The following is a 20,706-nucleotide window of genomic DNA, read 5'->3' on the forward strand; positions in this document are numbered from 1 at the left end:
CAGCTCTAGACGGGGTCTTTCCCTATGAGTCAGTACGTCCTGCGTCGCCTCCTGATCGCGATTCCGAGTCTTCTCGGAATCTCGGTCGTGCTGTTCGTCGTGCTGGCGCTTGCGCCAGGCGATCCGTTCTCGGAACTGGCGACGAACCCGAACGTCCCGCCCGAGGTGCAGGCCGCACTTCGGGCCAAGTTCGGCCTCGACGATCCGATCCACCTCCGTTACCTGCACTGGCTCAACGCGATGCTGCACGGCGACTGGGGTTTCTCCTTCGTCAGCCGGATGAATGTCGACACGCTGATCCTTCAGCGTCTGCCGGCGACGCTCTACGTGATCGGCTCGGCGCAGATCCTGGCGCTGCTGATCGCGATCCCCGTCGGTGTCTATGCGGCAACAAAGCCCTATTCGCTGTTCGACCAGATCGCCAATACGCTCGCCTTCGTCGGCTTCTCGCTGCCGACCTTCTTCACCGGCATTCTGTTCATCTTGATCTTCTCGGTCACGCTGGACTGGCTGCCTTTCGTCTATACGACCGACATCAAGGGCACCGGCATCCATTGGGTGCTGGAGATGATCCGGCAGGCGATCATGCCGGTGGCGGTGCTCGGTCTGTTTCAGGCGGCGTCGATGACGCGTTTCGTTCGCTCGGCGATGCTCGACGTGATCCGGCTCGACTACGTCACCACGGCGCGCGCCAAGGGGCTTGGGCAGGCCACGGTCATCGTCAAGCACGTCATGCGCAACGCCATGATCCCGGTCGTCACCCTGATTGCGTTGCAGATGCCGGCCGTGTTCGGCGGCGCCATCGTCACCGAGCAGATCTTCCGCATCCCCGGCATCGGCTCGCTACTGATCTCCTCCATCCTTTCCAACGACACGCCGGTGGTGATGGCCGTTACCTTCGTCTTCGCGTGCCTTGTCGTGCTGTTCAATCTCATCGCGGACGTCCTTTATGGCTGGCTTGACCCTCGCATCTCCCTCCGCTGAGCGGCGCGTCTACTCGCCCTGGCGCGAGATGTGGCGGCGCTACAGCCGCCACAAGCTCGCCGTGGTCAGTGCGTTTCTGCTCCTCATTCTGATCCTGGCGGTGGTGGCCGGCCCCTTCGTCTGGCGGGTCAAGATCGACGACATCGATATCGTGGCGGGCATGCAGGGGCCGTCGCTTGCCCATCCGTTCGGCACCGACGATCTCGGGCAGGACATCCTGGCCCGCATGATCTATGGCGGGCGCATCTCGCTCGCGGTCGGCCTTGCCGCGATGCTGGTCTCGGTCTTTATCGGTGTCCTGATCGGCGCGCTCGCCGGCATGTCGCGCGGCGCGCTCGGCCACGGCCTGATGTGGCTCACCGATCTCTTCCTGTCCCTGCCGCAACTGCCGCTGCTGCTGCTGCTGATCTATCTCTTCCGCGACGGGTTGAAGCAGATGTTCGGTCCCGAGGGCGGCATCTTCATCCTGATCGTGCTCGTGATCGGCGGCTTGCGCTGGATGCCGGTCGCGCGGCTGGTGCGCGCGCAGTTCCTGTCGATCCGCGAGAAGGAGTTCGTCGAGGCCGCCCGTGCGCTCGGCGCAAGTCCGGTGCGCCAGGTGGTGCGGCACATCCTGCCCAATGCGCTCGGTCCGGTGATCATCGCGGGCACCATCGACGTCGCTGCCGCCATCATCGCGGAATCGACGCTGTCCTTCCTCGGCCTCGGCTTCCCGCCGGATACGCCGACCTGGGGCCGACTCCTGTACGACGCCAAGGATTTCCTCGACATCGGCCCGCACTGGGCGCTGTTCCCGGGCGGCGCGATCTTCATCGCGGTGGTCGCCATCAACTTCATCGGCGACGGCCTGCGTGACGCGCTCGATGCGCGACGGGTGATCTGATGGCGCCGCTGCTGGAAATCAAAGGGCTGAAAACCCACTTCTCGACCGACGACGGCATCCTGCAGGCCGTCGACGGTGTCGACATCTCCATCAACAAGGGCGAGACGCTCTGTGTCGTCGGCGAATCCGGCTGCGGCAAGACCGTGACCGCGATGTCGATCCTGAAGCTGATCGCCATGCCGCCCGGCCGCATCGCGGCGGGCCAGATCATCTTCGAGGGCCGCGATCTCGTACCGCTGACGAGCCGTCAGCTCGACGAGATCAGGGCCAAGGAGATCGGCTTCATCTTCCAGGAGCCGATGACCTCGCTCAATCCGGTGCTCACCATCGGCGAGCAGATCGCAGAGAGCCTGCGCCGGCATGAAGCAGTGACGAAGAAGCAGGCGCTCGAGCGCACCATCGAGATGCTGAAGCTGGTGCAGATCCCCAACGCCGAAGGCCGCGTGCACAACTATCCACACCAGTTCTCGGGCGGCATGCGCCAGCGTGTGATGATCGCGATGGCGCTCGCCTGCAGGCCGAAGCTGATCATCGCCGACGAGCCCACCACCGCGCTCGACGTCACCATCCAGGCGCAGATCCTCGACCTCTTGCAGGACATGAAGGAGCGCTTCGGCATGGCGGTGATGCTGATCACCCACGCCATGGGCGTCGTCGCCGAGACCGCGCAGCGCGTCGTCGTGATGTATGCCGGCAAGGTGGTGGAGGAAGCGCTCGTCGACGATCTCTTCGGCAATCCCGGTCATCCGTATACACAGGGCCTGATCCGCTCGATCCCGCGCATCGATCTCGACAGCGAGCACAAGACAAGGCTCGAAGCGATCGGCGGCTCGGTGCCGATCCTGATCAATCCGCCGGTCGGTTGCCGCTTCGCCCCGCGCTGCAAGTTTGCCATGAACGTCTGCACCGAGAAGGAGCCGCTGCTGCGCGAGATCGCGCCCGGCCACCGCATGGCCTGTCATTTGGGAGATACGCAGTTGGGAGGCACGGCATGACCGAGCCCTTGCTCCGCGTCAGCGGCCTGAAGAAATATTTCCCCGTGCACGGCGGCCTGTTGTCGCGCCAGGTCGGTAGCGTCTATGCGGTCGACGGGGTCTCGTTCTCGGTCAACCGCGGCGAGACGCTCGGCCTCGTCGGCGAATCCGGCTGCGGCAAATCCACCACCGGCCGCTGCGTACTGCGGCTGATCGAGCCGACCGACGGCGAGGTCGTGTTCGACGGCCAGGACGTGCGCCAGCTCAGCGGCAATGATTTGCGCGCGATGCGGCGGAACATGCAGCTGGTGTTCCAGGATCCGTTCGCCTCGCTCAATCCGCGCATGACGGTCGGCGCCATCCTCGGTGAGGCCCTGATCATCCATAAGCTTGGGTCGTCGGCCAAGGAGCGCGAGGAGCGCGTCGCCAGCCTGCTCGTGAAGGTCGGCCTCAAGGCCGAGCACATGCGCCGCTACCCGCACGAATTCTCGGGCGGCCAACGCCAGCGCATCGTGATCGCGCGGGCGCTCGCGGTCGAGCCGAAGCTGATCGTCTGCGACGAGCCGGTATCCGCGCTCGACGTGTCGATCCAGGCGCAGGTGATCAATCTGCTGGAGGATCTCCAGGCCGAGCTGAACCTCACCTATCTGTTCGTCGCGCACGACCTATCAGTGGTCGAGCACATCTCCGACCGCGTCGCCGTGATGTATCTCGGCCGGATCGTAGAGCTGGCGAAAGCGAGCGATCTCTACCGTAATCCGCAGCATCCCTACACCAGGGCGCTGTTGTCGGCGGTGCCGGTGCCCGATCCCAAGCTCAAGCGTGAACGCATTCGCCTCAAGGGCGACGTGCCGAGCCCGATGAAGCCGCCATCCGGCTGCCACTTCCACACCCGTTGCCCGATCGCCCAGCCGCGCTGCGCGGAAAGCGCACCCGAGCTGAAGGAAGGGGCGGGCGGGCACTTCGTGGCGTGCCACCTCGCCTGACGTCGCGCGAGGCGGTGCGCCCGTTCATCCGTCCCTGAGCAGGCCGTGCGCCGAAAGGGCCTGCCGGAAAGCCTCCACCGACGTGTGATGATGCGCGAGGAGGCCCGCTTCCCGCGCGCCGGCAACATTTGCCGCGAGGTCGTCGACGAACAGAACGGTCTGCGGCGTCGCCTGTAGCTCCGACAGGCAGAGGCGATAGCAGCGCGGGTCCGGCTTGGCCGCCTTGAACCGGGCCGACGTGTAGATGCGGGAGCCGAACAGCGGACGCAATTCCGGCAGCAGCGTGTCGATATGGTCGGCGACCAGCGTGGTATTGTTGGTCAGGACGGCAACATCGATGGTCTCATGCAGGCGGCGCGCAATCTCCAGCATCGCGCGATCGGCCTTCATCGAACGGCGGCGTGCCTCCACCCACTCATCGAGCGACAGGGGATAGCCGATGCGCTCGCCAAATCCCCGCAAATAGTCGGCGGCATCGAGCGTGCCGGAGTCGCCGAGAAGCTCGAATCCGCTCTCCCAGATCGCCTTGTAGACGAACTCACTGGTGGTCCCCGCAAGCTCCGCCAGAAACGCGACGCGCCTTCCTCTGTCGTATTCGCAGAGGACATTGTCCATGTCGAAGAGGACAAGCTTGATCTCGTCAGGCACGGGAACGCTCCCGGCCGGACCGAAACATCCGGCCGTGCTCAAAGTCATATCCCACTGGAACGCGGGCAACAAATCCGGGCGCCAAGGCCGAACGTTGCGATACTGGTGTCGAGCGTCGCAGCTTCATGGCTACGAGGTGCGGCGGCGGGCCAGTTGATGCAGCACCGTGTCGATGGTCGGGACCGCACCGGTCTCGCGGAGCCAATTGTCGGCCAGCTCCCTCAGTTCGCCCGGCGTCAAGCCGAACTTGCGGCGGAATGCGCGAATGAAGGTGGAATCGCTGCTGAAGCGCATGCCGACGGCGAGGTCGATCAGCCGCGTGTCCTCCGCGGACGGCGATATCAGCTGGCGGAAAGCGAGATTGAGCCGCTGCTCCCTCACATAGTGCGAGAGCCCGCCATCCGCCTCGAACAGCCGATAGAGGGTCGCGCGCGAAATCTGGAAGTGGCGGCACAACTCGTCCGCGGTGAGCGCGTCGGTCTCGAGATTGTCCGCGATGCGGCGCTTGATCATCGCAAGATAAAGATGCCGCTCGGCGCGTTCGACTCCGGCCGCAATGTCGGCGGTCCCGCCGGCGGCCGCGGCAACGATGTCGGCGATGGCGTCGATCGTGGCCTCGGCGCTGCCCGCCTCGGGCTCGGGTGGCAGCGTAAGCGCCGCGTAATGGCTGGCAAGCAGGCGGGTATGAGGATGGTTTGACGGCAGCAAGGTAGCCGTCGCCGAATCCGGATGAGCAAGCCGTGGTGCCAGCATGGCGCGTTGCAGGATGATCGCCATCAGGTGGGTACGACTGCCGCCGCCGCGCAACACGGTCCGGTTCGGCTGCGCCATGTCGATCAGGCAGATGGCGCCGGGCCCCATCGTCACCTCGCGCCGGCCGGAGCTGAACCGCATCTCGCCTTCGACACACAAGGTGATCTGAAAGTGATCCATCGCACCGCGGGCGACGTGTGCAGGCGTCCGGTCGTATTCCTGATCGGTCGCGCGCGTATCGACCAGCAACGCATTTCGGGTCATCATCGTCACGGTGGTGACATGGAAGTCGTCCTCCGTGGTGAGCGGAACGACATCGCAGATGTCGGCCGTCATGGCGCGCAACTGTCTCAGTGCGTCCACCCCGCGCCCCGGGATGTCCGCCGGCATGGTCTCGTTCACGGCCGTCTCGTCTGCATTGCCCCACGATGAGGCCGTACCGCATGGACCCGATCGAAGAAGTCCGGCGGCCCCCCAACATCGCCTCGGGATGTAGCCATTCAGAAATCAGTGCGCAAGCGATGGTGGGCAGGATTTGGCGCGCGCCGATGTGCCGCATGTGCACACCGCGTTAGCCGCGCTTGCCTGCTACGCAGGAAAGGGCGGCGTTCGCTACGCCTGGCAGAATTCGTCACGCGCTCTTCGCGGGCCAGGGCACGACCTGTCCCGACATCACCATACGGTCACGGCCGCTGTCCTTGGCGGCGTAGAGTGCGCGGTCGGCGCCGGCGACCAGCGTGTTGCAGTCCAGCGCGGTCTGAGATGGAAGGCTTGTCGCAGCGCCGATGCTTGCCGTAACCAGCCGGGAGGGCGGATTTTGTGCATGCAGCATGGCGAGGTCGTGCAGTGCCTCGCGAATCCCTTCGCCGACTTCGGCGCAACCATCCGGGCCGGTGTTCGGCAACAATACGGCGAATTCCTCGCCGCCGTAGCGCGCCGCGAGGTCAGCCGGGCGCCTGGCCTGAGTGGACAGGATCCGGCCGAGCGCGCGCAGGCATCCGTCGCCCGCCTGATGTCCGTAATGATCGTTGAATTTCTTGAACTGATCGACGTCGATCAACAGGAGCGAGATCTGCGTGCCGTCGCGCTGGGCGCGCGCCCATTCCTCCGCGAGGCGTTCGTCGAACGCGCGGCGGTTGGCAAGGCCGGTCAGGCCATCGGTGGTCGCGAGCGATGCCAGTTTGTCCTGCAAGTCCTTCTGCTCGGTCATGTCGCGCACGACCGCGACGACACCGTCGACTTCGCCGCTGTCGGAGGCACGGGTCACGTGCAAGGCCGCCTCGGCCCAGATATCGCCCTTGTCGCGATGGCGCTGGCGATAGACGAACCGCGCTTCCTCGGCCTCGCCGTTCTTCAGCGCTGCGATGGCCTGCTCGACCCGCTCCATGTCGTCCGCGTGGATACCGGTCACCGCCGACGTGCCGAGCAGTTCCTCGGGAGACCAGCCGATGATGCGCACGCACGAGGGAGAGACGTAGAGCAGCCGGTTATCCAGCCCGATCCGGGATACCATATCGCTGGATTGCTCGGCGAGCAGGCGGAAATGGGCTTCATTCGCGACCAGGGCTTGGGCCATTCGCTGCCGCTGCCAGAGCTGGCGGACCAGGTAGAAGCCGATCACCGCGATCAGCGCGACGAGGCCGAGCACGAAGGCCGTGCGTGCGGCTGCCGCGCGTCGCCAGGGCGCCAGCACGTCGTCCTGCGACTTGCTCGCCAGCACCATCAGCGGATAGCGGCTGCTGCGCTGGTAGTAGCTCAGCCGCTGCACGCCATCGAGCGGCGACTTGAAATAGTAGACCGCCGCCGCCGGACGGCTTTTCCATTCCTTGAACAGCGGCGCATTGGAGAGGTCGCGCCCGATGAAGGCGCCGCTCTCGTCGTGGCTGCGCGCCAGCATGATACCGGCGTCGTTGAGCAGCGATGCCGAGCCGTTCGACCCGACGTCGAAGCGCTCGTAGAATTTCGCGAAATAGGCGACGTCGATCGTGAGCAGCGCGACGCCGGCAAAGCTGCCGTCGGGGTGGTTGATCCGGCGTGACGCGGTGATGATCCACTGGCCGCCGGCGCGGCTCTTGATGGGCCGCCCGATCAGCGTGTCCTTCGCCGGGGAATCTCGGTGCTGCCGGAAATATTCGCGATCGCTGTTGTTGAGCTTGGAGAAGTCGAGATGCTCGGTCGTAGCAAGCCATCGGCCGGTCTCGTCATAGACGAAGATGCCGCGGATGCGGTCCGATGATTTGCGGGTCGGCAGGTAAGTCTGGAGCTTCGCGATCGTGTCCGGGCCGGTTCCGTCGAGTTCGAGGCGATGGACCAGTCCGACCAGAATCGTATCGGCAAGCTCGAACGTGTCGTCCGCATGCTGGACCAGGGAATGCGCGAGGTTGGCGACGTCGATCTCGGCGTTCCTGAGATCGGCGTTGTGCGTTTCCCATTCGCGCCAGACGCTCAAGCCGAGGATCGCCACGCAGATCAGCACGACGAATCCCGCCGCCCAGAGCGGAAGGCGCGTCTTGCCGAGCTCGCGGTCAGTGACCATCGGCTTGCTCCAAATCGGAGCAAAGCTCTCACTTTGGTCTTAACGGCCTGTTGCAACTTCCGCGATGATTTTGCGCGTCCGTAGTCAGCCAGAGGAGATCGTCGATATTTTAATCGACTCTCATCGCCGGATGTTAACCACGTCGCCGCGGCATGACGGGTTCGCGCGCGTCTGCCGCGTCAGCCGACCAACGTGAAGCCGACGCGCAGCGTCACCTGGTAGTGGCGGACGGCGCCATTCTCGATGTGACCGCGTGTCTGCACCACCTCGAACCATTTCATCTCGCGAACGGTCTTGGCGGCGCGGCTGATCGCGTTCTTGATCGCATCCTCGATGGAGGTCTCGGATGATCCGACCAGCTCCAGGATCTTGTAGACGTGATCCGACTCGGCTGTGGGCATGGTACGTCTCCCTCGTTTGCGTTGCGGCACCACCGCCACCCGCTCCCATTTGAACGGGTGCCGGCGTTCCCGGTTCCATCGTCCGCCATGGCCCGCATGCGCCAGCCGAGGTGGAGTGCGCCGCACCCGCCTGCTAAGCGCTGTCCATGGATTCGGCGCGGCGCGACAGGACGATCGGCTCTCTCTGCCTCGGCGTGACGGCGTTCGGCTGGGCGCTGAACTGGCCATTGATGAAGCTGCTGCTCCAGCAATGGCCGCCGCTGTTCGCGCGCGGGCTGGCCGGCGTCTGTGCCTCGCTCATTCTTGGCGCGCTGGCACTGAGCCGGAAGGAATCCTTCGCCGTTCCGCGCGAGGCGATTCCGCGGCTGTTGTTTGCGACCCTCACCAACGTCCTTGCCTGGATGGGGCTCGGCACGGTCGCGATGAAATATGTGACCGTGAGCGAGGGGGCTCTGCTCGCCTATACGATGCCGATCTGGGCCATGCTGTTCGCCTGGCCGGTGCTGGGTACGCGGCCGACCATGCGGGATATTTTGGGTCTCGTCCTCGGTGTCGCCGGCGTCGCGCTGCTGCTCGGCGGCCACGGCTTTGCGTTCGGCGCCGACAAGCTGCTCGGCATCGCGCTCGCTCTGCTCTGCGCCATCCTGTTCGCGCTCGGCAATGTGCTCAACCGCAAGCCGCTGCCGATGCCGCCGCTCGTGGTCGTCGCCTGGCAGGTTGGGCTCGGCTGCGCCACGATGCTGATCCTCGGCATCCTGTTCGAGCATCCCGACATCACAGCGATCACCCCGCTGGGGCTCGGCTGCTTCGTTTATATGACGCTGGTGCCGATGGGCGTCTGTTACGTCACCTGGTTCGAGACGTTGCGCCGCCTGCCGCCGACCTCGGCCTCGACCGGCATGCTGATCGTCCCCGTGATCGGCGTCGTCTCCGCCGCGATCATCCTGGGCGAGCCGCTGGGCCTGCGCGAATGGGCGGCGATGGCGCTCACGCTCGGCGGCGTGACGCTGGCGTTGCAGCGGGCCTAGAGGCGTTATTCCGCGGCCTGCGACAGGATGGGCGCCGGCTGCGTCCCGCGCCACAGCAGCCGCAGCAGCAGGACCAGGAGCGCCATCAGGGCGAAGCCGCCCAGGGCGGGCGCGAAATGTTGGTCGGGATCGGCCTTCTGCCCGAATTGCACCGCGAGCCGCCCCGACTGCAACAGCCCATAGGCTCCTGCGAACAGGATCAGCCCGTATATGACGCTCCGCTCGCGCGGGCTCGCCATCCTGGCGAGATCAGGCAGCACCAGGGCCAGACCGATCCCGAGCATCGGCAGATCGTAATCATACGCATAGGGGCTGATCATCACGGATACCATCACGGCGGCACCGAGCGTGAAGGCCGGTGAAGCGCCCCGCGCCGCACCGAGAAGGACGGCGAACAAGGCCAGCCCGGCAACTGCCGTCTGTCCCCAGAAGGCGGCGCTTGCGGGAAGGCCGGCCTTGTACAGCGCCGCATAGGTCGAGATCATGCGGAAGAGTGGGTAGAAGCCCTGCTCGAGATAGCTTGCCGATTCCCTGATCGCTCCGAGCCACGCGAACCAGATCTGCCACCCGAAGAGGAGCGTGCAGAGCAGTGAGCTCGCCAATACGACGGCCGCGGCCGTTCCGAGCGCAATCCAGCGCCGCGTCACCAGCAGATAGACGCCGGCGGCAATTGCGAGGTGCGGCTTGATTACCATGGCGCCGAGCGCGAGGCCGGCCACCAGCTGCCGCCGCTCCACGTTGAGGCAGACCAGCCCGATCAGCGCCCCCGTCAGAAAGCCGTTCTGCCCGCAGCCGATGGTGATCGCCATTGCCGGAAACAGGATCACCAGCACCTGCGCGAAATTCCGGCCGGCGATCGCCCGGAGCGTCACGAGATAAAGTGCGAGCGTCGCGGCGGTGAAGAGGAGATAGCCGATGCCGACCGGCAGGAATGCGAACGGCGCGACCAGGAGGTCGTATTGCGGCGGATAGGTCCAGGGCATGAAGCCGGTGGCGCCGCCGGCGGCCTCCATCTGCATCTTCAGCAGGGCGTCGAAATGATAGACCTGGTCGAGATCGCCGCGCCAGACGTGCTGCGCGACGATGTGGAAGGCATCGAAATCGGCGAGCTCGCGATCCGTCCAGCCGCCGAAGCGTGCGAACCAGAAGGCCTTGAAGACGGCGATCGACGCCAGCGCCGCCAGCACGAAGCGGACATAGGCAGTCCGCTTCGACGGCGAGGACTGAACCGCTTCCAGCGTCTCGGCAAACATGAGCGGCGACCTTGGACCTGATGGATCGGCGGTTGGACGGGCAGGGCCGCGGATCCCGGCCAAACTGCCATCGGAGGCTTAAGGGACGGTAACGAATGCGGAAGGATTTGGCGCCGGCGCCTCTCTGGCGGAGCTGGGCGCGGAACTGGCCGGGTTAGCCGCCGAGCTTGCGCCCGGGATGACGCGATTTCCGGCCGACCCGAATGTGATGTCGAGATGACCTTTTCGAAATCGCCCGCCCCCACAGATGGCCGTGCTTGCCCGCTCGAAGACAGGCGAGCTAACCTGCGCACACCTGCCAAGTTTTCTGCCAAGTTCGATGTGCGGTGATGATCGACAGTTGGACGAAGGGCGCTCTGGTCGCGATCGGCCTGTCTGCCGTGCCCGCGCCGGGCGTCGCGCTGGACGATCTCGATGCTGCGCCCGGCATGATGACGCTGCAAGTGACCACCGATCCCTCCATGATCGAGTGCCGCAAGCTTGAGACGGTCCATCCCGCCTTGCTCGCCTTCCTGCCGCTGCGCCGGACTTTCAACGATGACTTTGACGAGCATCCGCTTGCGACCGGTCGCTGGGTGCCGCATTACGCCGGCGGTGCAGCGTGGCCGGAAGCGCGCTATTGGGGCGGTGACGGCTCCGACTTCAAGCGCAAGACCAGCGCCAATGGCGAGCAGCAGATCTATGTCGATCCGCGCTATTCGGGGCGTGCGGGGACGCCGCTTGGGCTTGATCCGTTCAAGGTGAGGGACGGTGTGCTCTCGATCGTCGCCAGCCGCACGCCGCCGGAACTGAAGTCCGTTCTATTCAACAACGAGTACATCTCGGGAATCCTGACCACGCAGGGCACATTCGCGCAGAAGCACGGCTATTTCGAAATCCGCGCCAAGGTGCCGATCGGTCACGCCGTGTGGCCGGCGTTCTGGATGCTGGCAGACGACGGCGGCTGGCCGCCGGAGGTCGACGTGCTGGAAGGCCGCGGCGAGCGGCCCGGCGATCTCGTGATGACGACTCATTGGCGGATTCCGTCGACCCAGAAGATCCAGTCCTGCGGCTTCGACTATGCGGTCGGCGACGCCTCCAGCGTATTCCACAATTACGGTGTGCTGTGGGAGGAGGATCGCCTGGTCTATTTCATCGACCGCAAGCCGGTCTCCGACATCAAGGTGCCGATCGGCTTCGACGATCCCATGTACATGATCGTCAATCTCGCGATCGGATCGAAATTCTTTCTCGGCGTCGGTCCGGTCGATGCGGAATCGCCGCCCACCGTCGCATTCGAGATCGACCGGATTTCCGCCTATCAGATCGACATGGAGCAGGCTCGGAGATAGCGATGTCAGCTGATGTCTCGCGGCGCGATCTTGCGAAGCTCGCGGGGCTCGCCGCGCTTGGTGCAGCGGCGGGTGCCAAAGCTGCAGATAACAAGGCTGCAGATAACAGGGCTGCAGATAATGAGACGCCCGCATCGGCCGATCGCCACGCGCCCTTTCCCAAGGATTTTTTGTGGGGCACGGCAACCTCGTCCTACCAGATCGAGGGCGCCGTCGACGAGGACGGCCGCGGCAAATCGATCTGGGACATTTTCAGCCACACGCCCGGCAAGATCGAGGACGGCTCGACCGGCGACCGCGCCAACGAGCACTATCACCGCTACAAGGACGACGTCGCGCTGATCAGGGCGCTCGGCGTCAAGGCCTACCGCTTCTCGATTGCGTGGCCGCGGGTGTTTCCGGATGGATCGGGCCAACCCAATCCGAAGGGGCTCGATTTCTACAACCGGCTCGTCGACGAGCTGCTCGCGAACGGCATCGAGCCCTACGCCACGCTCTATCACTGGGACCTGCCGCAGGCGCTCCAGGACCGCGTCGGCGGCTGGCAGTCGAGCGACACCTCGAAGGCCTTTGCAGATTACGCCGCCTACGTCGCCGCGCGCCTGACCGATCGCGTCAAAACCATCTTCACCGTGAACGAGGTCGGGCGCTTCGTGAATTTCGGCTATGGCTGGGGCATCGACGCGCCCGGCCTCAAGCTGCCGACCGCGCAGCTCAACCAGGCGCGCCATCACGTCGCGCTGGCGCACGGGCTCGCCGTGCAGGCGATCCGCGCCTCCGGGCGCGTCGGCACCCGTGTCGGTGCGGCCGAGAATATCGCGGCCTGCGTGCCCGCGATCGCGACGCCGGAAAATATCCGCGCTGCCGAGATCGCAACGCGTGAGCTCAACGCCGGCTTTCTTGGCGTGGTGCTGGAGGGCAAGTACACCGACGGCTTCCTCGCCTATGCCGGCGCGGATGCGCCGAAATTCACCCCTGAGGAATTGAAGATCATCGGCACGCCCAACGATTTCGTCGGGCTCAACATCTACGCGCCGCAATACTACGTCACGGCCTCTGATCGCGCGTCGGGCTTCCGCGTGCTGCCGTTCCCAACCTCGTTCCCGCACATGAACTCGGAATGGCTGCGGGTCGGCCCCGAGGTGATCTACTGGGCCCCGCGTCTCGCCGCAAAAATCTGGAACATCGACACCATCTACATCAGCGAGAACGGCACCTCGTCCGAGGACAAGATTTCGGCCGACGGCCAGGTCTACGATCTCGACCGCATCATGTTCCTGCGCAATTACCTGACCCAGATGCAGCGTGCGATCGCCGAGGGCGTGCCGATTCGCGGCTATTTCCTGTGGAGCCTGATGGACAATTTCGAGTGGATCTACGGATACGGCAAGCGGTTCGGCCTCTACCGGGTCGACTTCGAGACCCAAGCGCGCGTGCCGAAGCTGAGCGCGGCGTTCTACCGGGACGTGGTGATGCGGAATGCGATCGGGGTGTGAGCTGGAGACGAAATACGTATCATCGTCTTGCGCAGATCGAACTCAAGGCTCGATCTTGCATTCGAATCGCGGTGCCAGGGATGGTGCGGGATTGGCATCGGAGCATGCGATCCCCGGGATCGCATGGTTGCGCCGGTCGATCGGGCACCATTTGCCATCCCGCTTGGCCCAGGCGATGCCGCGATCGCGTGGCGCGAAATAGACCGGCTCGTCATATTGCGGCTCGACCAACACATGTCCGGCAGTGTCGACCAGGCCCCACTTGCCGTTTCTCAAAAACGTCAGAAGTCCGAAGTCGAGATTGATGCCGACGCGCTCGGCGTCGGCGTCGACCCAGACCTCGCCGGCGGGAGACAAGATCACGCGTTTTCCGCCGGCCTGCGACATGAGCGCGATTCCGATGTCGCACATGACGCCCGGGCGGGGTTGCATGACCCAGGATTGATCATTGAGCCGCAAGATGCCTGTGGCGCCGGCGGTTGTGACGAAAGCGGTGTCGTCTTGTCGGATTCGAACGGCGTCGAATTTGGGCTCGATCAGCCATGTCCCATCCGATTTCATGACGCCGCGCTTACCGTCAATGGACGCGACAAAGGGATCGGGATTGGTCGAAAGGTAGTCGAATCGGGGCTCGACGAGCCAACTCCCGTCGGACCTGATGCGTCCCCATTTGCCATCGACTTTGGCATTCCTGGCATCCCGTCCAATTCGCACGACTGCCTCGAACTGCATCGGCGCGATAGGCTGCAAGCGTGCGTCAACAAGCTGGAACGTGTCTCCGGTTTGCAGGGTGTACGGCGGTGCGGCGCCGCATGTCGCATCGATCAACCGGCTTCCAGGAGGTTGCAGAGGATTTCCGCCTTCCGTGAAATACAGCCATTGCTTGTTCTTGTAGGCGATCAGCCGCTTGTCTTCACAATGCTGGACGGGTTGATCGAACGCTGCGTCGAGCACAGTACGGCCGTCGAGGTCCAGAAGACCCCAGTGGTCCGCCTGCTTGAAGTGCCATCCGTACGGCACCTCGGAGGAGCCTTCGTTACGGGCAATCGCCAGATAAATTTGCTGGTGACTGGTTTGGAATATCCAGGATCCGGACTTGTCAATCACGCCGAAGCTGCCGTCTCGTTCTGCCGATGTGCGCCCAACGCCGAGCCTGAACGGCCAGGCCGTGTCGAAGACCGGCTCGATGGCGAATTTCCCTGTGCCATCAATGAAGCCAACCTTGCTGCTGAGAGTCACACGCGCCAGGCCGTCACTTAGGGCTTCCGCCCGCTGAAACTTCGGCTCGACCAGCCAGCTTCCATCGGCTTGCAACAACCCCCACAATCCGCCTCTTTCGACCCAGCGAACTGATGGACTTGTCTTGTCGAATTCGCGCGATGGCGGCGCCGCCGGTTCTATCCATTGTCCGGAGAGATCGATCACGCCATTCGTCTTGAATTCGAAGGGGGCGGAGACACTGACGCTGTTTGAGGTGTAGGTGGTCCTTATCCCCGAGAAATCCTCGGCGCCGATCGTTCCTCCGCGTTGCCGAAGATCCGACACGCGGAAGCGGTCGGGACCGATCGCTTCGATGAACCCGTATGTCGGCGCGAAGATCGTCTTGCCGTCACGATCGATCAGGCCCGATTTGCCCCCGACCTCGACTTGCGCGAAGCCAAACTTGTAGTCGTCCACGAGGCTGTATTGCGGTGTGACGACCTCGCGCCCTTCGTCGTCGACGAAGCCGTAGAGTCCTCCGCTGCGAACTGCAGCGCGCTTCTCCGAGAAGCTGCCGACCCAATCGTATCGCGGCGGCACGGCAACCGAACCGTCACGCCAAACCGCGCCGCACAGGCCGCCCGGGAAGGTGCACGCGGCCAACGGAGAGTCCACCGGCTTGCCGGATTCCGAGCGGTCCTTGGCCGCGATCTCGGCTTGAAGGACGGCCTTGCCGACAGGCGTAAGCTCCGACGGCATGTCCTGTGCAGTCGCGCCATTCGTGAACGCGAGAACAAACAATGCGACTCTGAACCAGCTGCATGCACCCATCGCGACTTTCCCGGTATTCCGATTTTGGTCGAATACCGATGATCCGTGGCGAGAACGTGTCGAAACATGGTGCTACAACCTAAGAGGTTGCGCCGCATCGAGTCTGGCGAGTACCGCAGCTGAACGCGGCGTTCTGTCGTAACGCTTGGGCATCGCGGCCGCTCCGTTGCAATCGAAACAAAGATCCCGCGATTGGAAACATTCCCGTAGTGCGGTCCACGCACAGAAAGGTGGTGAATCGAACCAAAGGAATAAGTATGAGCCGTCATTTTGGGCAACGCGCGGTTGTCATCGGAGCGGGGATTGGAGGATTGTCTGCCGCCGGTGCGCTTTCTTCCGCCTTCCAGGAAGTCGTCATTCTCGAACGCGATGTCCTGCCGGCTTCGATCATGTCCCGCGCCGGCGTTCCCCAGGATCGGCATCCGCATCTTCTTCTGGCCGGTGGGCTGCAGGCCCTCGACTCCCTTTTCCCGGGTTTCGCGCAGGAGCTTGCCGCCGCCGGTGCAGTTCCCGTGAATGTCTTCAAGGACGTCCAGTACGAGCGGCCAGATGTCGGCGCGCTGCCAAGGCGCGACTGCGGGACGTCGCTGCTGTGTGGCTCGCGGCCGCTGATCGAGCATACGCTGCGCCGAAAGGTGACTGCGATCGCCAATGTCAAAGTGCAATCGCAGAGCCGCGTGATGGAGATTGTGCCGGCTGCAACCCGGCCGATGGTGAAATTCGAGAACGACGCAGGCGTTGGTGCGGCGATCGAGGCGGATCTCGTGGTGGACGCATCCGGCCGCGGCGCGCCAACGCTCGGCCTGCTCGATGTGCTTGGCTGGGAGCGGCCGCAGGAGACCGTCGTGGGCGTCGACATCAGCTACACCACCGCGGTTCTGCGGCCGGGGCGAACCTCGTTCGACTGGCAAAATCTGGTCACGTTGCCCGATCCCGCCACGTCGGCGACAGCCGGCTTGATCATTCCTCTCGAAGGCGGGCGCTGGTTTACATCGATCTCCCATCACGGCGCGACGAATCGCCCCGGCACGTGGGAGGACTATCTTGCGGCTGCGCGCCAATTGAAGACGCCGGCGATCTACAACGCAGTCTACAAGCTCTTGCCACCCGGAGGCCTCCGGCATTTCGTGTTTGACGCGAGCCGCTGGCGGCATTTTGAACGGCTCAAGCGGCTCCCGCGCGGGATTCTCCCCGTGGCGGACTCGCTGTGCCGGTTCAATCCGGTCTACGGGCAGGGCATGACGGTCGCCGCGCGAGAGGCAAAGTTGCTGCGCGAGATCCTGGATCGCGTCGCCGGGGAGGCGGACCCGATCGAGGCCCTCCAGGCTGGGTTCATGTCCGAAGTGGGCGCGCTGCTTCAGGCACCCTGGAACATGGGCGTGAACGCTGACTTCGCCTATCCAACCACACGGGGCCAGCGCCCGGAGCGGTACGAGGAAAGCCGGCAGTTCGAGGCGGCTCTATTCCGGGCCGTCGTGGCCGATCCGGTGGTTCAGCGCGCGTTCTCGGATGTCGTGCAACTTATGGAGCCATTCGACCTGATCAATTCGCCCGATATCCGCCAACGAATCGAGGCTCATTCGCTGGCGCAGAATGCGTGACGTTCGATGAAACGAGCCGAGGACCCGATGGGTCCTCGATCGTTCGATTTCAGCAGGTCGCACGAACGGCCGAGCGCGAACAGCGTCGCCCTACGGATCCAGTTCCGTATCCCAGTAGAGATAGTCCAGCCAGCTGTCGTGCAGATAGTTCGGCGGAAACAGGCGGCCGTTGCGGTGGAGCTGGTGCACGGTCGGCGCAAACGCGCTCTGGCGCGGAAACATCTTTGCTTGCGCCGGCGTCAGATTGCCCTTGCGCAGATTACAGGGCGAGCACGCCGCGACCACGTTCTCCCAGGTGGTCTGGCCGCCTTTGCTGCGCGGGACGATGTGGTCGAAGGTGAGGTCTTCGGGCGAGCCGCAATATTGGCAGGCGAAACGATCGCGCAGGAAGACGTTGAACCGGGTGAACGCGGGATGCGTGGTCGGCTTGACGAAGGATTTGAGCGAGACGACGCTCGGCAGCTGCATTTGCAGCGTGGGACTGTGAACCGCCTGATCGTAATGTGCGACGATGTTGACGCGGTCGAGGAACACTGCCTTGATCGCGTCCTGCCACGACCAGAGAGACAGCGGGTAGTAACTCAGCGGCCGGAAGTCCGCATTCAGCACCAACACCGGCCAACTGCCTTGCGAGACATGTGCGTTCAAGTAACGCTCCCGGCCTCCAATATACGCTGCGAAGCAGCATGTACTGACATACTACATGCAGCGTGACGGGATTGTGAAGCCCGTTGAGCGACTTATTCAGATGCAAGCAATGCGGCGGCGGGGTGGCAAAGCGCTCAAAACCGCCGTGATTTGGGGGGCGAGGACGACGCCGGGGGAGGCAGGGTCGACCCGACAGCGCGTCGCGGCCTCGCCCGCCCAGCTATTCCCGCACTCGCTCCAGCTTCTGCAAGCACCGCGTGGCGCGCACCACGGCCGGCATCTCCGCGTCCGGAAAACTCGTCTTCCAGTCGGTGACGCCGACCTCGCCGACATAGATGTCGCCCTTCGAATCCAGCGCGATGCCGTGCGGAGCCAGGAATTTTCCGCTGGCGACACCCGGCCCTTCCTCGCCGCCGAGCCGCGCGATGCGTTTGCCTTGCGCGTCCACGATCGACAGCCGCGGGCCGAGATTGGGCACCTTGCGGTTGACGGCGAGGCCCGGGCCGAGCTCGCCGATTACGAATGTCGGGCTCTTGCCGCCGCCACAGCAGCACAGCGCGCAGGGCCGGTGCAGGTTGTTCCACTGCGTCTCGTACTTGCCCTCGCCATCGAACACCTGCACGCGGTGGTTCTCGCGGTCGGCGACATAGACAAAACCGTCGGCGTCGGCGGCGATGTTGTGCACGATGTTGAACTGGCCGGGGTCGGTGCCGGGCTCGCCCCAGCTCTTGAGCAGCTTGCCGTCCGGCGTGAACTTGTGCACCCGCGCATTGCCATAGCCGTCGGAGACGTAGATCTCGCCCTTCGGCGACAGCGCGGTGTGGGTGCAGCGATGGAACGGATCGCCGCTCATGAACGGCGACGGCTTCTCGGGGATGCCGATCGTCAGCAGCACCTTGCCGTCGGTGGTGCATTTGCGCACGGTGTGGTCGCCGTCATCGGTGCAGTAGAGATTGTCGTCGGCATCGATGTGCAGGCCGTGCGCGCGGGAGAACAGGCCTTCACCCCAGCTTCGGAGGAAATTGCCCTCGCGATCCAGCACCACCATCGGATGGGCCCCGCGGTTGAAGACGTAGACGCGGTCCTTGCTGTCGACGGCGACCGAGGCGACGTCGGTCAGCGTCCAGCCGTCGGGCAGCTTCGCAAAATTGTCGACGACGCGGTAGCGGTGCTCGCCGGTGCCGAGAATGGCAGGCATTTGTTTTTCCTTCTCTTCGTTTCAGCGGCGCGATCGTCTCTACACTGTCATTGCGAGCGCAGTGAAGCAATCCAGACTGTCTTCGCGGAAAGATCCTGGATTGCTTCGCTGCGCTCGCAATGACGAGGCTTAAGCGGCGGCCGCCTCACGCCCCAAAATCCCTTCCTCGATCGCCTTGATCTGGAGCGCGAGATATTTTGAGTTGATCCGGCACTGCGCGAGGCTGCCGGCGATGAACCAGAGGCCGGGCTGCTTCGTCCGCGCGTACATGTTGCGCAGCTCCAGGCCGTCGCCAAAGCCCCAGACCGGGCCGACGCGGTCGGCGACGCCGTCGCCGAACAGTTTTCGCACCAGATATTCCTGCGGCTTGTAGCCGGTGGAGAGCACGATGAGGTCGGCCGCGATCATCGAGCCGTCCTTCATCCGAGCGCCTTCGGCCGTGAAGCTCTCGATGTCCCCAAACTGCTTGAGCCCGATCGCGCCCTCGACGATCAGGTTGGAGCAGCCGACATTGAAATAATAGCCACCACCGCGGGTGAGGTATTTGAACTGCCAGCCGGTGCCGGCCTCGCCGAAGTCGAGCTTGAATCCGACTTTGCGCAGGCCGTCGAGCAGCTCCTTGTCGAGCTCCTTCGACTGCTCGGTCAGCATCACATGGGTCTTCTTCGCGAGCGGCGTCGGCATCGAGGTCGCGATCAGGTCGTTGTCCTCGAGGGTGCCTTCGTTGTAGGTCGCATAAGCGAGCTGGGCCGACGGCTCGATATTGGTGACCAGCGTCGGCGAGCGCTGCACCAGTGTCACCTCGGCGCCGCTGGAGCAGAGATCCTGCGCGATGTCGTGGCCGCTGTTGCCGGTGCCGATCACGATGGCGCGCTTGCCGGTCCAGTTCTCGCCGTCCTCGTAGCGGCTGGAATGCAGCAGCGTGCCTTTGAAATTGGCGAGGGTCGGAATATCAGGCACGTTGGCGATGCCGCTGACGCCGGTCGCCATCACAACATGGCGCGGCTGCATGGTGCGCTTGCTGCCGTCGGCGCGCCGCAGCGTAACGGTCCAGCAGCCCTTCGCGTCGTCATAGCTGCCGCCCTCGAACTCGGTACCGGTCCAGAAATCCAGCTCCATCGCGTCGACATAGGCTTCGAACCAGTTGGCGAGCTTGTCCTTCGGGATGTAGGTCGGCCAGTTCGGCGGGAACGGCATGTAGGGCAAATGATTGACCTGCACCTGGTTATGCAGGGTCAGCGCGTGATAGCGCTTGCGCCAATTATCGCCGATCCGCGTCTCGCGATCGACGATCAGCGTGTCGATCTTCAATTGCTTCAGCCGTGCTGCAATCGCAAGGCCGGCCTGGCCGCCGCCGACCACCAGTACGGCAGGATCGCGATCGGCGTAGTCGCGGGCTGCCTTACGCAAATCGAGCCAGTTCGGCCCGCGGAAATCGCGTGAATAGGCCTGCCCCCGCGGTCGCGACGTGCCGAGCTGCTCCTCGAACCCTTTGAGCTCATCGAACGCAGTGAGCAGTGTCCACGCCTTCAGCCGGTCGCCATCGGCGGTATCGGGCACGAGCCGAACGATGCCGCTGCCGCGACCGATCACGGTCTCGAAATTGAAGATGATCTCGATATTGCTGGTGCCGGCGCGCGTGACCCAGCGCGGCGCCGCGCGGTTGGGCGCGATCGTGAAGCTGGTCGGCGCCGCCCGTGGCGCGAGCGCCCTCAGCGCTTGGGCAATCCGGTCGTGGCCCGCGATCGTTTGCAGGTTCCAGCTCAGCGCCAGCACATCGCGCCAAAAACTGTTGGCGAGGAAGAGATGGTCGAGTGCGGCCGGATCGGGCTTGCCGAGCGAGCGCTCGAACTCATCGAGCCAGGCTTGCGCCGAGACGGAAATATCCTTCGTCTTGTCCAGCATGCGCGACCTCGTGGCCGTCTTCGCGGCGTTTCCTCTGAGGTTGACGCTAT

Annotated in this window: 17 protein-coding genes; 8 read left to right on the forward strand and 9 right to left on the reverse strand. The window is 64.3% G+C overall.

All coding sequences use genetic code 11. The features are described 5' to 3' along the window. Window positions 1-24 precede the first annotated feature (24 nt). The 4 genes from ABIB95_RS31350 to ABIB95_RS31365 are packed head-to-tail and all read left to right on the forward strand — an operon-like array spanning window position 25 to window position 3,827. A complete protein-coding gene (locus tag ABIB95_RS31350; RefSeq protein WP_063985816.1) occupies window positions 25-984 on the forward strand; it encodes an ABC transporter permease in 960 nt (319 codons plus the stop codon). Next, the gene (locus ABIB95_RS31355; RefSeq protein WP_014491615.1) at window positions 950-1,867 is read left to right on the forward strand and encodes an ABC transporter permease; all 918 of its coding nucleotides are present in this window, start codon (window positions 950-952) and stop codon (window positions 1,865-1,867) included. Before ABIB95_RS31350 ends, ABIB95_RS31355 begins: the two co-directional genes overlap by 35 nt. Continuing rightward, window positions 1,867-2,862, forward strand: a complete 996-nt coding sequence (locus tag ABIB95_RS31360; protein WP_014491616.1) for an ABC transporter ATP-binding protein — start codon at window positions 1,867-1,869, stop codon at window positions 2,860-2,862. The genes ABIB95_RS31355 and ABIB95_RS31360 overlap by 1 nt, the downstream gene beginning before the upstream one ends. Then, window positions 2,859-3,827: an ABC transporter ATP-binding protein gene (locus ABIB95_RS31365; protein WP_071909320.1), complete on the forward strand. Its 969-nt coding sequence runs from the start codon at window positions 2,859-2,861 to the stop codon at window positions 3,825-3,827. The genes ABIB95_RS31360 and ABIB95_RS31365 overlap by 4 nt, the downstream gene beginning before the upstream one ends. A gap of 24 nt (window positions 3,828-3,851) precedes the next feature. Here the strand turns inward: ABIB95_RS31365 and ABIB95_RS31370 are convergent, their stop codons facing one another. The 4 genes from ABIB95_RS31370 to ABIB95_RS31385 all read right to left on the reverse strand — a co-directional run bounded on the left by ABIB95_RS31370 (window position 3,852) and on the right by ABIB95_RS31385 (window position 8,165). Next, complete coding sequence (locus ABIB95_RS31370; protein ID WP_502917888.1) at window positions 3,852-4,475, reverse strand: HAD family hydrolase; 624 nt, start codon at window positions 4,473-4,475, stop codon at window positions 3,852-3,854. Between the two features lie 129 nt (window positions 4,476-4,604). Further along, complete coding sequence (locus tag ABIB95_RS31375; RefSeq protein ID WP_354245173.1) at window positions 4,605-5,630, reverse strand: helix-turn-helix domain-containing protein; 1,026 nt, start codon at window positions 5,628-5,630, stop codon at window positions 4,605-4,607. A gap of 229 nt (window positions 5,631-5,859) precedes the next feature. Then, a complete protein-coding gene (locus ABIB95_RS31380; RefSeq protein ID WP_354245176.1) occupies window positions 5,860-7,764 on the reverse strand; it encodes a sensor domain-containing diguanylate cyclase in 1,905 nt (634 codons plus the stop codon). A 179-nt stretch (window positions 7,765-7,943) separates the two neighbouring features. Beyond that, window positions 7,944-8,165 carry a dodecin gene (locus tag ABIB95_RS31385; protein ID WP_028147321.1) on the reverse strand — a complete coding sequence of 74 codons (222 nt, stop codon included), beginning with the start codon at window positions 8,163-8,165 and terminating at the stop codon, window positions 7,944-7,946. Window positions 8,166-8,311: 146 nt separating this feature from the next. Between ABIB95_RS31385 and ABIB95_RS31390 the strand changes: the two genes are divergently transcribed. Continuing rightward, window positions 8,312-9,193 (forward strand): DMT family transporter, encoded by an 882-nt coding sequence (locus tag ABIB95_RS31390; protein WP_354245180.1) that lies wholly within the window; start codon window positions 8,312-8,314, stop codon window positions 9,191-9,193. Between the two features lie 5 nt (window positions 9,194-9,198). Here ABIB95_RS31390 and ABIB95_RS31395 read toward each other — a convergent pair whose 3' ends face one another. After that, window positions 9,199-10,446 carry a glycosyltransferase family 87 protein gene (locus ABIB95_RS31395; protein WP_354245183.1) on the reverse strand — a complete coding sequence of 416 codons (1,248 nt, stop codon included), beginning with the start codon at window positions 10,444-10,446 and terminating at the stop codon, window positions 9,199-9,201. Window positions 10,447-10,775: 329 nt separating this feature from the next. Between ABIB95_RS31395 and ABIB95_RS31400 the strand changes: the two genes are divergently transcribed. Continuing rightward, window positions 10,776-11,777 (forward strand): glycoside hydrolase family 16 protein, encoded by a 1,002-nt coding sequence (locus tag ABIB95_RS31400; RefSeq protein WP_354245186.1) that lies wholly within the window; start codon window positions 10,776-10,778, stop codon window positions 11,775-11,777. Between the two features lie 2 nt (window positions 11,778-11,779). After that, window positions 11,780-13,273: a GH1 family beta-glucosidase gene (locus ABIB95_RS31405; RefSeq protein WP_354245189.1), complete on the forward strand. Its 1,494-nt coding sequence runs from the start codon at window positions 11,780-11,782 to the stop codon at window positions 13,271-13,273. A 42-nt stretch (window positions 13,274-13,315) separates the two neighbouring features. Here ABIB95_RS31405 and ABIB95_RS31410 read toward each other — a convergent pair whose 3' ends face one another. Beyond that, window positions 13,316-15,304, reverse strand: coding sequence for a WG repeat-containing protein (locus ABIB95_RS31410; RefSeq protein WP_354245192.1), 1,989 nt, complete (start codon window positions 15,302-15,304; stop codon window positions 13,316-13,318). 311 nt (window positions 15,305-15,615) lie between these two features. Between ABIB95_RS31410 and ABIB95_RS31415 the strand changes: the two genes are divergently transcribed. Next, window positions 15,616-16,905, forward strand: coding sequence for an NAD(P)/FAD-dependent oxidoreductase (locus tag ABIB95_RS31415; RefSeq protein WP_354245195.1), 1,290 nt, complete (start codon window positions 15,616-15,618; stop codon window positions 16,903-16,905). 90 nt (window positions 16,906-16,995) lie between these two features. Here ABIB95_RS31415 and ABIB95_RS31420 read toward each other — a convergent pair whose 3' ends face one another. The 3 genes from ABIB95_RS31420 to ABIB95_RS31430 form a co-directional block, all read right to left on the reverse strand. Continuing rightward, window positions 16,996-17,553 carry an HNH endonuclease gene (locus ABIB95_RS31420; RefSeq protein ID WP_063985805.1) on the reverse strand — a complete coding sequence of 186 codons (558 nt, stop codon included), beginning with the start codon at window positions 17,551-17,553 and terminating at the stop codon, window positions 16,996-16,998. Window positions 17,554-17,773: 220 nt separating this feature from the next. Further along, entirely contained in the window at window positions 17,774-18,751 is a 978-nt protein-coding gene (locus ABIB95_RS31425) for a peptidyl-alpha-hydroxyglycine alpha-amidating lyase family protein (RefSeq protein ID WP_354245197.1), read from the reverse strand. A gap of 129 nt (window positions 18,752-18,880) precedes the next feature. Then, complete coding sequence (locus tag ABIB95_RS31430; RefSeq protein ID WP_354245199.1) at window positions 18,881-20,656, reverse strand: flavin-containing monooxygenase; 1,776 nt, start codon at window positions 20,654-20,656, stop codon at window positions 18,881-18,883. Window positions 20,657-20,706 lie beyond the last annotated feature (50 nt).

It is taken from the genome of Bradyrhizobium sp. LA2.1 (genome assembly GCF_040547725.1).
GTDB classification, from domain to species: domain Bacteria; phylum Pseudomonadota; class Alphaproteobacteria; order Rhizobiales; family Xanthobacteraceae; genus Bradyrhizobium; species Bradyrhizobium barranii.